Below are 16653 nucleotides of genomic sequence, written 5' to 3' on the forward strand. Positions count from 1 at the left end.
GAAAAAACAATTGTTTACGATATATATAAAGGGGTGTTTGTTATGAATAAAAGGTCTATATTAATGTTTTCTTTTGTAATGTCTTTAATGTTTATGGGGGGGTGTACTGTATCAAGTCCGAGTGAATTAATACAACCGCCTAAACTTTTAGATTCACAGCTTAAAAAGGATGATATAAGTTCAATAGCAAAACAGTTATTACCAGACAAAGCAAAGCTAGTGGCTATATCAAAGATATCTACTGGAAAACCTGTTATTAGTGTGGATGTTGATAATGATAAAAAAGATGAGATTATAGCATTCTTTGATCTCCCAGAATCTTTTGAAAAGGGATTTGTAGTAATTAAAGAAAAAAATGGTAAATGGAATAAAATATATGAGTACAAAGGTGAAGGAAGTAAAATAGTAAATAGTGAATTTCTAGTTATTAATGGTAAAAAAGCTTTATTATTTGGAAATCTAATCTCAACTCATGCAGGAGTAGTATATAACTTATTTACATTTGATAATGATAATATTAAAAAAGTTGACTTAGGCACGTGGAATAAGATGGAGGTAGTAAAGACTTCCTTAGAAACTGATAAAAAGGAATTTGTATTTGCAGGATGGAAAATATATGCTCCAGATAAAACCTATGTAATCGACCTAATTAGATTTGATGGCGAAAAAGTTACCTATGCTAAAGATTTATATAAAGAATACTTCAAAAACGTAGTTAAATATTATAAAGGTATAATAAAAGAAAATAGCCGCGATGTATCACAATGGTACTTTTTAGCTGATTCACAAGTGAAAGCAAATATGTATAATGATGCTCTTATATCTATACAGAAAGGTATTGATGTTAATAATGATAAAAATAAAACGTTTGGCGCATTTTCGGATACAGAGTTTTATTTATTAAAGGCACAATCTTTAAATGGGCTTAAAAAATATGATGAATCAAAGACTGTTTCAGAGGATTCAGCGGTAAAGCAAATCAGTAAACTAGAAAAAAACTCGAAGGCTAAAGATGATAAAAATGATTTTAGTTATATGAATGATGAAAAAGTTTTAGCTGATATTTATTTAGAAACTGCAAAGTCATATTATAATTTAGAACAAGTTGATAAAGGAACGCAATATTATCAAAAATATCTGGCAATAATTAAAACCCTTGAGAAGAAGGGGTATTTTAAAGATAGCATTGTAAAAGACAATGCAGAGCAACTACAGAAAATAAAATAATCATTGGGGCGTGGTGGTAAATGAATGAAAAGGTTCTTGTTGTTGAGGATGAAAAACACATTAGAGATTTTATAACTTTAAATTTATCATTAAGTAAGTTTAAAGTTATGGAAGCATCATCGGGTGAAGATGGGTTAATTAAATATGAAGCTGAAAAACCTGATGTAGTAATTCTTGATATAATGTTACCTAATATTGATGGTTATGAGGTATGTAAAAGGTTAAGAGAAAAGGGTTATGATTGCTGTATAATAATGCTAACGGCAAAAGGACAAGATATGGACAAAATAACAGGGCTTGATATTGGGGCGGACGATTACATGGTTAAGCCATTTAATCCTATGGAACTTATTTCAAGGATAAATGCTAATTTAAGAAAAATAAAAAGAAATGACATTAATTCGGATATTCTTATATACAACCAATTAAAACTTGATAAAATATCAAGAAAAATTTATAGAAATGAATTGGAGATAGAATTCACTTTCAGAGAGTTTTGTCTTATAGAGGTATTGATGGGAAATATAAATAAAGCACTTTCAAGGGAAAAGCTCCTAGATTTAGCTTGGGGAGAGGATTTCTTTGGTGAAATAAAGACTGTTGATGTCCATGTAAGGAGAATAAGAGAAAAAATAGAAGATAATCCATCGAAGCCTATTTATATAAAAACGGTTTGGGGAGTGGGGTATAGGTTTGGAAAATGAGAGGATACGTGTGAGGAGTATTAAGACAAGGCTTACAGTAAGTTACTTAATACTTATAATTTTGATTGTACTTATATTTGAAGGCATTCTTATGATTAGTATAAAAAAATATTATAACAATACTATTGAAAATACACTTAAAAATCAAGCAGAGATATCAAGTGATTTTTACAAGAAGTACCTTGCTGATACAGACCTTTTAAAGGCATCTAATGACATAATGGATAATTTTTCTTATTTAACAAACTCACAGATTCAGATTGTGAATACAAATGGAATAGTAATTAACGATAATAAGGGTGTTTCATCTGGAATAAAAATACAATCACCAGATATTGATGAAGCACTAAATGGAGAGATAGTAATTTTTAAAGGCACATATAAAGAAAGTATAATGGTAGTTTCAAAAAGTTTAATATCAAATGGTAGAACGGTTGGAGTTATACGGCTTATAACATCAATGGCAAAGGTAAATAAATTTCTTATAAGAATATATTTTGTACTCGCATTAATAGGAGTTATTGTTATTTTAGCCACAGCAAAACTAAGTATAATTATGTCTGAAACGATTATAGAACCCTTAAAAACTGTAACAAATGCAGCTAATGAAATGGCTAAAGGAAAATTTTCAATAAGAATAGATAAAAAATATAATGACGAAGTAGGTATAATGGCTGATACCTTAAACTATCTATCTGAGGAAACATTAAAAAATGAAAAATTGAAGAATGAATTTATATCATCAATATCACATGAACTTAGGACACCATTAACATCTATAAAAGGCTGGGCATTAACATTAAAAAGAAAAGAATTTACAGATGAGGTTAAAAAAGCGGAAGCACTTAATATTATAGTTGAAGAAAGCGAAAGATTATCATTGATGGTAGAGGATCTTTTAGACTTGTCAAAATTTCAAGCTGGCAGAATTACTCTTCACATAGATAAAATTGATATAAGCGAAATTTTAAAAAGTATAATTATGGAGTTTCAGCCAAGAGCACAGAAAAGTGGAATTATGTTAATTTATAATACTGAAGAAACTATATTTATTGATGGAGATAAAAACAGACTAAAACAAGTTTTTATTAATATATTAGATAATGCTTTAAAGTTTACAGGTAGAGGGGGAACAGTTTATATAGGGCAGAGTGAGGAAAAGGAAAGTCTAACGATAACTATAAGCGATAATGGTATAGGTATAAGCAAAGAAGATTTAAAAAGCATTACCAAAAAGTTTTACAAAGGAGACTCTAAAAAATCAGGAAGTGGATTGGGACTTGCAATATCAAATGAAATAATAAACTTGCATAAAGGAGATCTAGTGGTTAGTAGTGATTATGGAAATGGAACTAAAGTAGAAGTAAAGTTGCCAAAAATAAAAGATGCTTTTATTAGCAACAATTAAGGTAAATCAGTTGTGAAATATTACTTATTCAAAGGCAAAAGCTAGTTATGGAACTAATATATGTACAAATCCGGTTTATAAAAAATCAAGTATTTCTAAATCAGATTTTGAAAGCGGTTATCATGTTAATTTTAGCAAATTAAATAGTGCAAGTTTTCCTCTTAAGCAGGTTGTTGTAGATGGATTAAGTGATATAGGCAATCGTTTTTATGTAAAAGATGCTAATACACTTTTACTATTTAGTGGTGGATATTTTTTTGAATTAGACAGATTAAATTAGATTAATTAAATATTGTTATACAAGCCACAGTATGGATAGTAGTTCTATACTGTGGTTTTTAAAACACTTTATTTGGAAATTAACGATGGTTAAAAAATTCTTCTGCTTTTTCCACCCATTCTTCTGGACGATAATCACTTATTTCTGAATGATAATAACCTTTCAATTCAACTACTTTACACTTTTTAATATAAGACTGGAATAACTTTGCGGATTGTTTAATACATTTCATTTCCTTACCTCCATACCAGTAAATGGTATCTGCCTGACTGTCTCTTAAACTTTCTTTCATTTTGTATTGATAATAGGTATCAAGAATCCGAATTAGATTTTCAGTTTTTATAGATGTAATATCTCTCATATACAACTCTGCAATCTCTTTAGGATACTGCATACGTTTAGGAAGTATATTTAGGGCCCATTTGTTAAAAGTTTTGGAAAACAACAATTTGCCACACAATTTTACAACAAACGTACTGTATTTTACAAGAAATGGCTGAGGAATACAAAGTCCACTTTCTACAATCGCTTTTTCTGCAATATCCCTTCTTCTTGATAGAAGTTCTATTGTAATCTGACCACCGAGAGATACTCCGCTGACTGCAAAAAGTTTACCAGAACAGTTATTGTCAATATACTCAATTAACTGGTCTACAATTTTTTCTGTAGAAATATAAGGAACATTTCCTTCTTCACCATGTCCATCAATCACCGGTAGTATTACATGATATTTATTTTGCAATAATCTAGCTTCTCGTAAATAAAGCCAATAGGATCTACCTGCACCATGAATTAGCATTATGTGTGGTAAATTTTTATCTCCATACTCATAAAACTTCATAATTGTGGCTCCTTTCTGGATTTATTTTAAAATATTTCATCCAACATATTCTCTATCATTCTATGAATTATTTTCTCAATACCTATTTCGATTAAAATATCTTTTTTTCCATTCACGTAGCGTAAATTTTTCTCCATTTGCATTTTTGCATCCGATATTTTACTCAAACAATCACTGGGAAGTCTAGTAAGAAATTTCTGTATATCATCTCTTTTCAGGAAGCGATACACATTATCTTCATCCTTCAAAATCATACCAGAGTATAGTTCTCTCAAATCTTACCGATCTAGATACCCTTTTATTTGAATAATTTCTTCCACCTTCTGATTGATTCTTTCTTGATAAGCATTTAACAGAGAAGCAATTTATATATAACTATGTTAAATATTTGAATAATCTCATGACTATGTTGTATAATTGAATAAGGATACATTAATAATAAATATTGAAAGAGGTGAAACAAATAAAAAAATTAAGTAATGATAATTTCTTTATAAAATGGAAGCCAATTCACGAAAAAGGTATTATTGCATATGAGATAAGGAATACAGTACCTTTAATACTATTCATTATTCTAATGAATAGTATTTATTTAATAAAATATCCCATGAATACAGAAGCTCATACAATTTCAATTAGATCTTCTGCATTAATTGTATTAATCTTTATAGTATCAAGTGTAATAAAATGGTTTAATTCCGAAAAAAGATACACGTATATAAAGAAAGTTTATGAAGAAAACATATAAAAAATTTAAATATAGAATTCAAATAACCTTAATATAATACTGCAAAATAGTTATAAATTGTAAATCAAGGGAATAAAAAAATGAGTTCCCTTAAAAATCATCATATTATCAACACTATTATTAAACATAGCCAATATATAAATGTAATGGTTAATGGAAAATGGTGCATTCATTTATGATGCAATATATGAATGTTATGTACCAAAACTTCTAAATTTATAAACGATAAAAACGATTATTCTCATTATATATAAATCCGAATTTTTTATAAAAATTATAAAGGATATCTTTTGCTATTAGACCAACAAATGCTTTCTCTAAGCAATTTATTCTGATATATTCCATTATTTTTTCCATAATTCTAATACCAATTTTTTGTTTCTGAAATTTTGGTGATACCATTATATCATGAACATAAAAAACTGTTGCTCCATCTCCTACAACTCTTCCAAATCCAACGAGGGAGCCTTCACATTCAACACATAAACAATAACATGAATTGCTTATTCCTTTTCTGGTGACTTCTATATCTAATGCTCCCCAACCAACCTCTTTCCTTAATTTAATATATTGAGTTGTATCTGGTAATTTATCAATGAGTACAATATGCTTCATAAATTTCCCTCCAAGGTAATACGTGATTTTTTTACTGCTGACCAATCCCACCATTTTAAGGTTAACAGATATTGGATTAAATTATCATCAAAGCGTTTTCTTATGATTTTAGCAGGGGTTCCAGCAACTATATGGTAATCAGGAACATTTTTTGTAACAATAGAATTGTCAGCAATAATTGCACCGTTACCAATATGTATGCCAGGCATTATAACTACATTTTGGCCTATCCAAACATCATTACCGATAATGGTATCTCCTTTTACAAATTCAATGCCATGAGCAATTGCACAGAACTTTCCTATAATTAGTTTATCAGCTAGAAAATCATACCATTAAACATCATTTTAATAAACTATGGGTTTAGTATAAAATAAACTACAACAAATTGATAGAATGAAAATTATAATCATTAAATATTTTTTCATTTCATTAGCTCCTTTAGTTTAAATCTTATTAAATTAAGCAATATATTACCATAGATTTAAGTTGTATGCCATTATTTAATAGTTATAAAAATGCTCTATTTTTAAAAATATGGTATTATGTACTATATTAAATAAATAGTATATGTAGTATTTATTTAATATTACACCATATGAAAGATCTACAACAACTCAATAAATAGTAAAATTTGAAAGGAATAAGATAATGGATTTTAAAGAAATTATGAAACAAAATAAAGGATATTCTTCAAAGAACACAGATATGCCGTCAGAATTACAACAAAAGGCGAAAGAATTATGTTGGAAATATAATCAGACTGGACCATCTGAGGGAGAAAAAAGAAGTAGCATTTTGAAAGAATTACTTGGAACTTCACATCCTCTAACATTTATTGAACCATAATTTCATTGTGATTATGGTTTCAATATACATACCCATGGACTTACTGTGATTAACTATAATTGTGTGATACTGGATACATCGCCAGTCTATATTGGTGCAAATGCATTTATAGCTCCTGGGGTTTGTTTAGCGTGTTCAGGACATGCAGTTCTTCCAATGCAAAGGGCGGAAGGAATTGGAACTTCCAAACCTATTATAATAGAAGATGATGTATGGATTGGTGCCAATGTTACTGTATGCGGTGGAGTTACTATCGGAAAAGGTAGCATTATTGGAGCAGGAAGTGTGGTAAATAAAGATATTCCAGCAGGGGTAATTGCAGTAGGTAATCCTTGCAGAGTATTGCGAGAGATTACAAAAGAAGACATAATTAACTTATCCGCTGAGTAAGAGAAATTCAATTTTGTAGAGTTAATGTAAAATAAGGTGTTACTCTTTACTTGGAATGCATTATAAAAGTTAAGTAAAATAATATAACCTATAACGCAGACAATTTAAATTGTCTACTTTATAGGCTAGTGTATTATCTCTTTAGGTGTGTGTGTTTCAGTAGTTCTAGGGAGTGGTCACATCTACTTTTTCTATATCTTTTATGGATAAATAAGCTACAAAAATGCCTATAATCGCAAGAATGATAGGAATTATGATTATAGAACTTAATGTATCGCCATTAGATCCACTATTTAAAAAACTCACCACTATTATTGAAGTTATTATTGTGGCAGATCCTGATTTGTTTTTCATACCTATATATAGTGGAATTAAACTCACAAAGGAAAATGTTGCCGAATACACAAAAATATTAATTAAATTTTTCATTAAAATATCTTGAGTTAAAGGAATTTGAATAAAATTTGCAAATATATTTAGAAGATATATACTGAAAATCAAGAATATATTTGATAAAATCATAGTTGTAAAAGCAAATATAACCACAATAGCTAACTTTGCTGCCATAATCTTTTTTCTGTTTATTGGATAGCTAAACATAATATTTATTGTTTTACATTTGTATTCACCAATTATTAATTTAGAAATAAGAGCCGCTGCAAAAATTGAGAAAGTAGCTCTTACTATAGTACCTGTATATAGAAAGACATCACTATAATTTCTGAACATATTTTCCTTAGCGTTAAATTTTAAAGAATATACACCTAGAAGTAAAACAGCTAGTATAATTAAATTTGTAATCATAACTGTTTTTACATTTTTATTAAGTTTAAATTTCTTGATTTCTAATTTAATTAGTTTAAGCATTTATATTACCTCCATTTAAAAGTTTTAAGAAATAATCTTCTAAAGAACTTTTTTTCTTATTTATAGATTCAATTTCAATACCTTTTAAAATTAATGCTTTTGAAATATCTTTTTGAGCTAACTTCAAGTCATATATTCTTATAAATGTATTGTCTACAATCTTAAAGTTAGAAATGTTTAACTCATTTTCTAAAATATAAGAAGCTCTTATAAAGTCCTTAGTATTAATTTCTACATACTCAGTATGATCTGTTCTAATGCTCTCCATTGAGACCTCTTTTATTAATATTCCATTAGTTATTATCCCTATAGTATCTGCTATTTGTTCAATTTCGCTCAAAATATGACTAGATATTAAAATGGTAATACCATATTCTTTGCTTAACATTTTTAATAAATTTCTAATCTGTTTGATACCTATTGGATCAAGCCCATTAATAGGCTCATCTAATATTAAAAACTCCGGTTTTGTTATAATTGCCCTTGCAATTCCTAGTCTTTGTTTCATTCCTAGAGAAAAATTCTTAACTGGCTTATCATCTATACCACTTAAATTTACTAGTTCTAATGCCCTATTGATAGCACTTTTATCGTAATATCCCATATATTCACAATGAAGCTCCAGATTCTCTCTACCAGTGAGTTTATCGTAAAACACAGGATACTCAATGATGCTTCCTATCCGTTTCAAAATTTCATAAGCTTTAAAATTTAGTTTCTCACCAAAAATTTCAATTTCCCCAATGCTTGGTTTAACAAGATTTAATATCATCTTCATAATTGTAGTCTTACCAGCTCCATTGGGCCCTAAAAAGCCGTATATTTCTCCTTTTTTGATATTCATATTTACATTAGTTACAACCTCATTGTCTATAAATTTTTTCGATAAATTTATAGTTCTTAATATATAATCCATGGTTCATCCCCCTTTTTTTATCTACTATAGTTCTATTGTATGGTATAGACTTATCTTTTTTATTAACCAAATCTTACAAAAATCTTAAGTTGAAAATCAAAATACTTTTTATTTCGCATCTTACTAATATAAACTAATAAGTTATTCTCTTTAATAGAAAAATAAAGCTAGTTTTTTCATAAGGTTTGCTTTCTAGTGATATCTTCCCACCTAATTTCTCAACAAGCCTTTTGGTTATTGTAAGTCCTAATCCACTTCCTTGATATAATTTATTTCTTGAATCTTCAAGGGTGTACATCCTTTCAAATACCCTGTCAACATTAATTTCTTCGATTCCTTTACCTTTGTCGCAAATTTCTACATAGGAACAGTTATCATCATAAGTTAATTTCAATCCTAAGTATTTACCATCACTCCCATATTTAATTGCATTAGAAATTAAATTGTTCATTATTCTATGAATGGCATCTAAATTACCAAGTACATAAATGTTGGTACTAGGAATATCTATACTTACTTCATAACCTTTTGAAGTCAAATTCTCATAAAATTCTAGTATGCTTTTTTTGCAAATTTCGTTTATATTGACCCTTGATATAGTTATATCCTTATCACCTGATTCAAGCTTAGCCAAATCAAAGAACTCATTGATAAGATCAATTACTTCAAGAGCTTTGGTATAAACATTAGAAAGCAATAAATCCCTTTCAGCCTTACTAATATTATTGTCTAATTTTATTGTCTCGATATAGCCTAATACTACTGTGAGTGGAGTTTTTAAATCATGTGAAATGTTTGATAACATTTTGCTTATAGATATTTCCTTTTTTCTATAGTCAGCCAATATTTTTTGATTAAAATCTAAAAGATTATTAATCTCTACAAGTATTTTTTTAAGCTCTTTATCATCAGTGTCAACTAGGAGCCTTTCATTAGTATTTTCCTTTATAATTTTGTTTAACTTCTTTTGAATATATTTTAAATTATTACTTTTCTTCTTTTCAACATTAGTCTTAAAAAGTATTATACAAATTAGAACAAAGATAATTATTATTAATAAAGTAATCAATTATTAACCTCCAACTTGTAACCAATACCCCATAATGTCTTTATGTACTGTGGATTTGAAGGGTTATCCTCTATCTTTTCTCTTAGTCTTCGCATATGAACATTAATTACATTCTCATCTCCACAGTAATTATCTTTCCAAACAAAGCTGTAAATTTGAGCCTTAGTAAATACTCTATTTGGATTCTGGATAAACAATTTTAAAATATCAAATTCCTTAGAAGTTAGCGAAATAACCAGGTTATTTTTAACAACAGAGAAATTTTTTATATTTATAGTAAGTTTTCCAACTTTAAATATCAGTGATTCATCTTTCTTGTCACTAGCAGAATACTTTGTGGATCTTCTTATAGCGGCTTTAATTCTTGCAGAGAATTCTATCATAGAAAAGGGCTTAGAAATATAATCATCCGCTCCTAACCCGAGTCCCACTGCTTTATCTACATCACTATCCTTGGCAGACATAATTAATATTGGTACTGAACTTTTTTCTCGAATTATCTTCATAGTTTCTATACCGTCTAATTTAGGCATCATTAAATCAAGAACAATTAAATCAAAAACATGACTTAGATATTTAACAATCGCTTCTTCACCATCAAAGGCTGTTGTTACGATAAATCCATCCTTTATCAAGTAATTCTTAACCATTTCGCTAATGGCAATATCATCTTCAACAATCAAAATTTTATTATTCATAATCATTATGCCCCTTTTCATAGATATTTAAATTTTTGTACTAATGCAATAATTATACTATTTTACTGTAGATTAAACATAACAAATAAGCAAGTGATCTACATATGTAGTAAATAGTAATGGGAAAACACAAAAAGTTGAATTTTCACCAATTCTAAAATATTCTATTGTCTACATTAAATAAAAGAAGAGTGTACTTGCATAAGGTCTCTTTTAGAAATTGTTAAATATCTATGAAAAAATTATTTTACTCACAAGTGACCTCATATCTAATGATATGGGGCTTAATATATTTAAATTATGGTAATTATGGTATAATTATATACAATATGAGCTGCAAGGCAGCACGCGAAAGCGTCTTGTTTCTTCTTTGAAATGGAAGAAATGCTGTTTCTATTAGTAAGCTATTAATAAATAGTAGGAATACAATACAATTTTAAAAGGCTACACTACCAGAGGGGAAAGGCGTGAGGAGGCTCCATACTTACTCGACAATTTAAAAAAGGGGTGCAATAGAATGAACTGGATTGGTATATTACCAGTTGTAATTGGAGTAATTTATTTAATATATTCTGTTTTGTTTGGAGATAAAGTTAATTATTACAACAGAAGATTTAGTAGAAGAAACAAAATGACAATTATAAAATCAAGTGAATTTTTGAGGGTACAATTAAATTTTTCAATACTAAATTCTATATTCTGTATTATATCTGGATTGTTAATAATCATATTTAATCTTAATAGTTTATTTATTTTAGTAGTAGCTATAGTATCCAGTCTAATGGATTTTTTATTAGTAGTAAAAAGTAAAATGAAAGGGTATGTGGACTATAAATATAATTGAGGGTTAGAATAGGTCATAATATTTGTCGTCACAAGTAAACCTACGAAGAAGAAGTCAGAGGTATACAAAGTGGCATTAACAAATTATTAAAATGCAGTGTGTTCGTAAAACATGATGAAGTATATTTATATAGGATAGGGGTATTAAATTGAGAAAGATAGTGCTGTATAGTGACCAGATTATAAAAGAAAACCGAAAAATAGATTATGAACTTCTACGATTACTAAATAAAAAAAATCCATCAATAGGATATATTCCATCATGTTCAGATTTAACAAGAAAGTATTTTAATCCTAAAGTTCAATATTATAATGAATTGGGGATTAGTAACATACAATATTTTGATTTAGATAAGGAATATGATGAAACAAAGATTAACGATATATTTCAAAGTGATGCTATACATCTTTCTGGTGGAAACACGTTTTATTTTCTATACTTAATAAAAAAAAGAAACCTTGTTAAATCATTACAATTATATGTGGAACAAGGAGGAATATTAATTGGCATTAGTGCTGGAAGTATTATATTAAGTAAAACTATTGACATGGCACAATTTGGAGATGAAGATATTGTAGGTATAGATGATAGAAGTTCATTAGGTATTGTAGACTTTCAGTTTATGCCCCATTGGAGTGATGATGAAAGTATTAAGTATTTAGATGTATTAAAGGATTATTCAAAAGTAAAGAAAACAACAATATATGCATGTAATGATGGTGATGGAATAGTTATTGATGGCAACGACATTAAATTTATTGGTAATGTAATGAAAATTTAAAAGTAATTATTTATTAAAGAACAGTAGTTGATAAAAATTCAACTTGCTATTTTAACAGTAAATAAGCAAATAAAAATACTGCACAAAGGATTTAAATCCCTAGGTGTAGTATTTTTTGAAATTAGTATATGAAAATCCTAATATTAAGGAGATTTTTAAGGTAAGTTACAATTCACTTATTATCAATAAGCACCCAAATTACTTTTAAATACTGTCATTCATTAAACAACTAAGTGTTAACAAGCTATCAGTTAAATTGACATTTTCTAAAATTATTTCTTTTGGTACCTTTAAATCCACAGGTGTAATATTACAGATACATTTAACTCCATTTTCAATTATCATGTTAGTAACCGTTTGTGCATAATTCTTTGATACACAAATTATCCCGATGTTTGTTGGTGTTAACTTTAAGAAACTTACTAATTTGTCTATGTCTAGCACTTTAATATTTTGAAGTGTTAATCCTATAAGTTCTGGATTAACATCAAAAATACCAACTAATTTAAAATTTAATTGCTTATATCTAGTATAAGTAGCAATAGCTTTTCCAATATTATTCGCTCCTATTATTATCATATTGTGTTTTTTAAAGAGTCCCAATATACCATTAATTTCAATTAGTAATTCTTTAACATTATACCCTATTCTTTGTGTCCCAAAATCTCCAAAATAATTTAGGTCTCGTCTTATTTGACTAGAGGTAAAACCAATTATTTCACCAAATTTTCTTGAGGATATTGTAATCACATTATTAAGTACGAGTTTATTTAAATAGGTATGGTATTTAGTCAGTCGTCTAATAACCAACATTGGTATATTTTTTTGATTTTCCACAATATTAACTCTCCTTTGCTACAATAATAATTTAGATTTAAGAGATTTTAGTATTTTATTAGAAAGAAGCATCTTAATTAAATCGGACAAACAGTAAATTATTTAACTTTTACTTGATTTTACCAAATGAATTTATAAATATCTGTTTTATCTCATTTATCATTGGATATCTAGGATTAGCGCTAGTGCATTGATCATCAAACGCTTTCTCTGACATATCATCCAATGTTAAATAGAAATCTTTTTCTTTAACTCCTGTATCTTTTATAGTCAATGGAATATTTAATTCTTTTTTAAGATCAGTAATTGATTTTATTAATAAACCTACTTTTTCATCATCTGTATTCCCACCTAGATTTAAATAATTAGAAATAGCAGCATATCTCTCTTTTGAATCTGGGTATTTATTTTGTGGGAATGAAGTTTGTCTTACTGGAATATCTACTGCATTAAATTTAATTACTTCCTCAATCAATACAGCAATAGCAATACCATGAGGCATATGGTGTTGTGCTCCTAATTTGTGTGCCATTGAATGACATATTCCTAAAAATGCATTTCCAAATGCCATGCCTGCTATTGTGGATGCATGTGCCATTTTCTCTCTAGCAACTATATTGGTAGTTCCTTCGCTGTATGCTGTTGGTAAATATTCAAATATCATTTTTATAGCTTGAAGCGCTAATCCATCTGTATAATCCGTAGCCATGACAGATACATAGGCTTCGATAGCATGACTTAATGCATCTATTCCTGTAGCTGCAGTTAGACCTTTTGGCATATTCATCATAAATTCAGCATCTACAATTGCCATATTAGGTGTTAATTCATAATCTGAAAGTGGATATTTCATTCCTGTTTTCTCATCTGTTATAACTGCAAAGGGGGTTACTTCTGAACCAGTACCTGCAGTTGTTGGTATTGCTACTAATATAGCCTTAATCCCAAGCTTTGGAAAATGGTGTATTCTCTTTCTTATATCCATAAATTTCATTGCTAGCTCATCAAATTTTTCTTCTGGATGCTCATATAACACTTGCATAATTTTGGCTGCATCCATAGCTGATCCTCCACCGATTGTTATTATGGTATCGGGCTCAAATTCAAGCATTTCTTTGGCACCTTGATAAGCACATTCAAGTGTAGGATCAGACTTAACATCTGAAAACACCTTAAAACTTATATCAATTTTTTCAAGAACTTTTGTTATTTTATCTGCATAACCTAATTCACAAAGCATTTTATCAGTTACAATAAACGCTCTATTCTTGCCCATATCCTTTAATTCCTTAAGTGCAGATTCTAAGCATCCATATTTGAAGTATATTTTTTCTGGAACTTTAAACCAAAGCATATTTTCCCTTCTCTCTGCTACTGTTTTTATATTTAACAAATGTTTAGGTCCTACATTTTCTGAAACTGAATTTCCTCCCCAAAATCCACAGCCTAGGGTAAATGAAGGTGCTATTTTAAAATTAAATAAATCACCACTAGCCCCTTGAGCTGAAGGCATATTTATAAAAGTTCTTACAGTTTTCATTTTAGAACTGAATTTTCCTACTTTCTCTTTTTCCCTCAAAGAATCTATATACAATGAAGAGGTATGTCCCATACCACCTAATTCAATGAGTCTTTCTGCTTTTTCTAAAGCTTCATCAAAACTTTTTACTTTATACATAGCTAATACTGTTGATAGTTTTTCACGTGAAAACAGTTCTGTTAATTCAACTGAGACTACTTCTCCAATAAGCACCTTTGTCCATTCCGGTACATTAACATCTGCTAACTTGGCTATGTTACAAGCAGACTTTCCAACTATACTTGGATTAATCTTATCATTTTTAAACATAATCTTTTTGACCTTATCTATTTCATTCTGATTTAATATGTATGCTCCTCTTTTAATAAGTTCATTTTTAACTTTAGTATATATTGAATCTAACACTATTATAGATTGTTCTGAAGCACATATTGTACCATTATCATAAGTCTTGGATAATATTATTGAACTCACAGCCATTTCTATATCTGCACTTTCATCAATTATAGCTGGTGTATTTCCTGGTCCAACACCAATAGCTGGTTTTCCTGATGAATAAGCCGATTTAACCATACCTGGGCCTCCTGTAGCAAGTACCACATCAGCTTCACTCATAAGTATTTTTGAAAGCTCTATAGATGGGTCATCTATCCAAGCTATTATTCCCTCAGGGGCTCCGGCCTTAACTGCAGCATCCAAAAGCAATTTTGCTGTTTCTATTGTTGATTTTTTAGATCTTGGATGAGGAGAAAATATTATACCATTTCTCGTTTTCAAAGAAATTAATGACTTGAAAATTACTGTAGATGTAGGGTTAGTAGTTGGTACTATAGCTGCTATAACACCAATCGGTTCTGCAATTTTAGTTATACCATAAGTTTCATCTCTTTCAATAACACCACATGTTTTTTCGTCCTTATACTTATTGTAGATATATTCTGCTGCAAAATGATTTTTAATTACCTTATCTTCTACTAATCCCATACCACTTTCTTCCACGGCCATTTTAGCAAGGGATATTCTAGCACCTAAGGCTGCCATTGCTACTTTTTTAAAAATTTCATCTACTTGAGCCTGGGTAAAAGTAGAAAATTTTTCTTGAGCTTCTTTTACACTTTTTAGTTTCTTATTTAATTCTTCTACGTTTGTTAATTTCATATATAAACACTCCTTTTAAAATTTATATTATTTCAAATCGGGTTACATTGACAATAAATTAACATATATGTGGATCATATTTAAAAATAAACTAATGTTATATAACAATTTTATAAAGAATATTAATAATTAGATTTTAATTACTTAGTAATACTGGTAATGTTATGAATTATCACTTATCTAAGTTCTAGGTTAGTATAGATCAGCACAATATGTTTGTCAAATGTTTAACAATGAATTTGTATGATAGTTACGTTTACATTTATATTTATTTTATGTGCTGTTTTTGATATTCTAATGGGTAAAGATTTAAATCTATTCCTAGTTTTATTAAATCTTCAGTTAGTGATTTATCATATTCAGATAGCGATTTATTATCATTTAATTTAGTATTAATAAGATCACTAAACCTTTGTTTAGTGATCTTATCATATTGCATGTAGATGTTAGTTTAATGGCTTTGATAGGCTATAGGAGAGATAAGAGCATACCTAGAGTTAGAAGAAATTTATTATAAATGTTATATGTATTACTAGTAAAATATGGTGGGTGTGGTAGAATAACCAGTATATTACAACATAAATATAAATCGTAAAGAGGATATTATGTTAATTAATACAACTAGCTATGGAGATTATTTAAGTAATAAAAATGTAGGAGGGTACTATTGAAAGAAATAAGAATATTTAAAAATACCAATAATGTTTGTTTAGTTACGGAGGTAAATGATTTTATCAAGAATAATAAATTTAAAATTAAGGAGCTCCAATATAGTTCCAATACTGGCGGTTTATTTACAACTGAATATTCTGTTATGGTTGTGATTGAGGAAGAGAAAATATAAAGTAAGGATTTACTTTTCTCATATTTCGTTGCAATTA

At 28.6% G+C, this 16653-nt stretch carries 17 protein-coding genes and 2 pseudogenes; 8 read left to right on the plus strand and 11 right to left on the minus strand.

Going from position 1 to position 16653, the window contains the following annotated elements:
- Positions 1-42 precede the first annotated feature (42 nt).
- Genes KPL44_RS10665 through KPL44_RS26050 form a run of 3 tightly spaced genes read left to right on the plus strand, consistent with a single transcriptional unit; the run spans position 43 to position 3339 of the window.
- Entirely contained in the window at positions 43-1227 is a 1185-nt protein-coding gene (locus tag KPL44_RS10665) for a tetratricopeptide repeat protein (RefSeq protein ID WP_216249671.1), read from the plus strand.
- Positions 1228-1247: 20 nt separating this feature from the next.
- Positions 1248-1931: a response regulator transcription factor gene (locus KPL44_RS10670; protein ID WP_216249674.1), complete on the plus strand. Its 684-nt coding sequence runs from the start codon at positions 1248-1250 to the stop codon at positions 1929-1931.
- Between the two features lie 10 nt (positions 1932-1941).
- Entirely contained in the window at positions 1942-3339 is a 1398-nt protein-coding gene (locus KPL44_RS26050) for a HAMP domain-containing sensor histidine kinase (protein ID WP_216249690.1), read from the plus strand.
- A 359-nt stretch (positions 3340-3698) separates the two neighbouring features.
- Here the strand turns inward: KPL44_RS26050 and KPL44_RS10680 are convergent, their stop codons facing one another.
- Together KPL44_RS10680 and KPL44_RS10685 are read right to left on the minus strand one after the other, a co-directional pair.
- Entirely contained in the window at positions 3699-4460 is a 762-nt protein-coding gene (locus KPL44_RS10680; protein ID WP_216249692.1) for an alpha/beta fold hydrolase, read from the minus strand.
- Between the two features lie 26 nt (positions 4461-4486).
- Positions 4487-4735 carry a hypothetical protein gene (locus KPL44_RS10685; RefSeq protein ID WP_216249695.1) on the minus strand — a complete coding sequence of 83 codons (249 nt, stop codon included), beginning with the start codon at positions 4733-4735 and terminating at the stop codon, positions 4487-4489.
- A 170-nt stretch (positions 4736-4905) separates the two neighbouring features.
- On the opposite strand from KPL44_RS10685, the gene KPL44_RS10690 reads away from it, so the two are divergent.
- Positions 4906-5208 carry a hypothetical protein gene (locus KPL44_RS10690; protein ID WP_216249698.1) on the plus strand — a complete coding sequence of 101 codons (303 nt, stop codon included), beginning with the start codon at positions 4906-4908 and terminating at the stop codon, positions 5206-5208.
- Positions 5209-5424: 216 nt separating this feature from the next.
- Here KPL44_RS10690 and KPL44_RS10695 read toward each other — a convergent pair whose 3' ends face one another.
- Both KPL44_RS10695 and KPL44_RS10700 read right to left on the minus strand, forming a co-directional pair.
- Positions 5425-5823 (minus strand): GNAT family N-acetyltransferase, encoded by a 399-nt coding sequence (locus KPL44_RS10695; protein ID WP_216249701.1) that lies wholly within the window; start codon positions 5821-5823, stop codon positions 5425-5427.
- Positions 5820-6155, minus strand: a pseudogene (locus KPL44_RS10700) (CatB-related O-acetyltransferase); the annotation flags it as partial. The gene KPL44_RS10695 and the pseudogene KPL44_RS10700, both read right to left, overlap by 4 nt.
- 319 nt (positions 6156-6474) lie before the next feature.
- Between KPL44_RS10700 and KPL44_RS10705 the strand changes: the two are divergent.
- Positions 6475-7062: pseudogene (locus tag KPL44_RS10705) on the plus strand (sugar O-acetyltransferase).
- A 165-nt stretch (positions 7063-7227) separates the two neighbouring features.
- Here KPL44_RS10705 and KPL44_RS10710 read toward each other — a convergent pair.
- From KPL44_RS10710 to KPL44_RS10725, 4 genes are all read right to left on the minus strand, one after another.
- Positions 7228-7929, minus strand: coding sequence for an ABC transporter permease (locus KPL44_RS10710; protein WP_216249703.1), 702 nt, complete (start codon positions 7927-7929; stop codon positions 7228-7230).
- Positions 7922-8845, minus strand: coding sequence for an ABC transporter ATP-binding protein (locus tag KPL44_RS10715; RefSeq protein ID WP_216249705.1), 924 nt, complete (start codon positions 8843-8845; stop codon positions 7922-7924). The genes KPL44_RS10710 and KPL44_RS10715 overlap by 8 nt, the downstream gene beginning before the upstream one ends.
- Positions 8846-8978: 133 nt before the next feature.
- On the minus strand, positions 8979-9914 hold the full coding sequence (locus tag KPL44_RS10720; protein ID WP_216249707.1) for a sensor histidine kinase: 936 nt from the start codon (positions 9912-9914) through the stop codon (positions 8979-8981).
- On the minus strand, positions 9911-10612 hold the full coding sequence (locus tag KPL44_RS10725; protein ID WP_301182956.1) for a response regulator transcription factor: 702 nt from the start codon (positions 10610-10612) through the stop codon (positions 9911-9913). Before KPL44_RS10725 ends, KPL44_RS10720 begins: the two co-directional genes overlap by 4 nt.
- A gap of 517 nt (positions 10613-11129) precedes the next feature.
- On the opposite strand from KPL44_RS10725, the gene KPL44_RS10730 reads away from it, so the two are divergent.
- Positions 11130-11456, plus strand: a complete 327-nt coding sequence (locus KPL44_RS10730; RefSeq protein WP_216249709.1) for a hypothetical protein — start codon at positions 11130-11132, stop codon at positions 11454-11456.
- Between the two features lie 148 nt (positions 11457-11604).
- Positions 11605-12237 (plus strand): Type 1 glutamine amidotransferase-like domain-containing protein, encoded by a 633-nt coding sequence (locus tag KPL44_RS10735; RefSeq protein ID WP_216249711.1) that lies wholly within the window; start codon positions 11605-11607, stop codon positions 12235-12237.
- Between the two features lie 204 nt (positions 12238-12441).
- On the opposite strand, the gene KPL44_RS10740 is transcribed toward KPL44_RS10735, so the two are convergent.
- The 3 genes from KPL44_RS10740 to KPL44_RS10750 form a co-directional block, all read right to left on the minus strand.
- Entirely contained in the window at positions 12442-13074 is a 633-nt protein-coding gene (locus KPL44_RS10740; protein WP_216249712.1) for a redox-sensing transcriptional repressor Rex, read from the minus strand.
- Positions 13075-13183: 109 nt separating this feature from the next.
- Positions 13184-15772, minus strand: coding sequence for a bifunctional acetaldehyde-CoA/alcohol dehydrogenase (gene adhE / locus KPL44_RS10745; protein ID WP_216249714.1), 2589 nt, complete (start codon positions 15770-15772; stop codon positions 13184-13186).
- Positions 15773-16040: 268 nt separating this feature from the next.
- Positions 16041-16211: a hypothetical protein gene (locus tag KPL44_RS10750; RefSeq protein ID WP_216249717.1), complete on the minus strand. Its 171-nt coding sequence runs from the start codon at positions 16209-16211 to the stop codon at positions 16041-16043.
- Between the two features lie 228 nt (positions 16212-16439).
- Between KPL44_RS10750 and KPL44_RS10755 the strand changes: the two genes are divergently transcribed.
- Positions 16440-16616 (plus strand): hypothetical protein, encoded by a 177-nt coding sequence (locus tag KPL44_RS10755; RefSeq protein WP_216249719.1) that lies wholly within the window; start codon positions 16440-16442, stop codon positions 16614-16616.
- Positions 16617-16653 lie beyond the last annotated feature (37 nt).

Source organism: Clostridium sp. DSM 17811 (assembly GCF_018861905.1).
GTDB classification, from domain to species: Bacteria; Bacillota; Clostridia; order Clostridiales; family Clostridiaceae; genus Clostridium_AD; species Clostridium_AD frigoriphilum.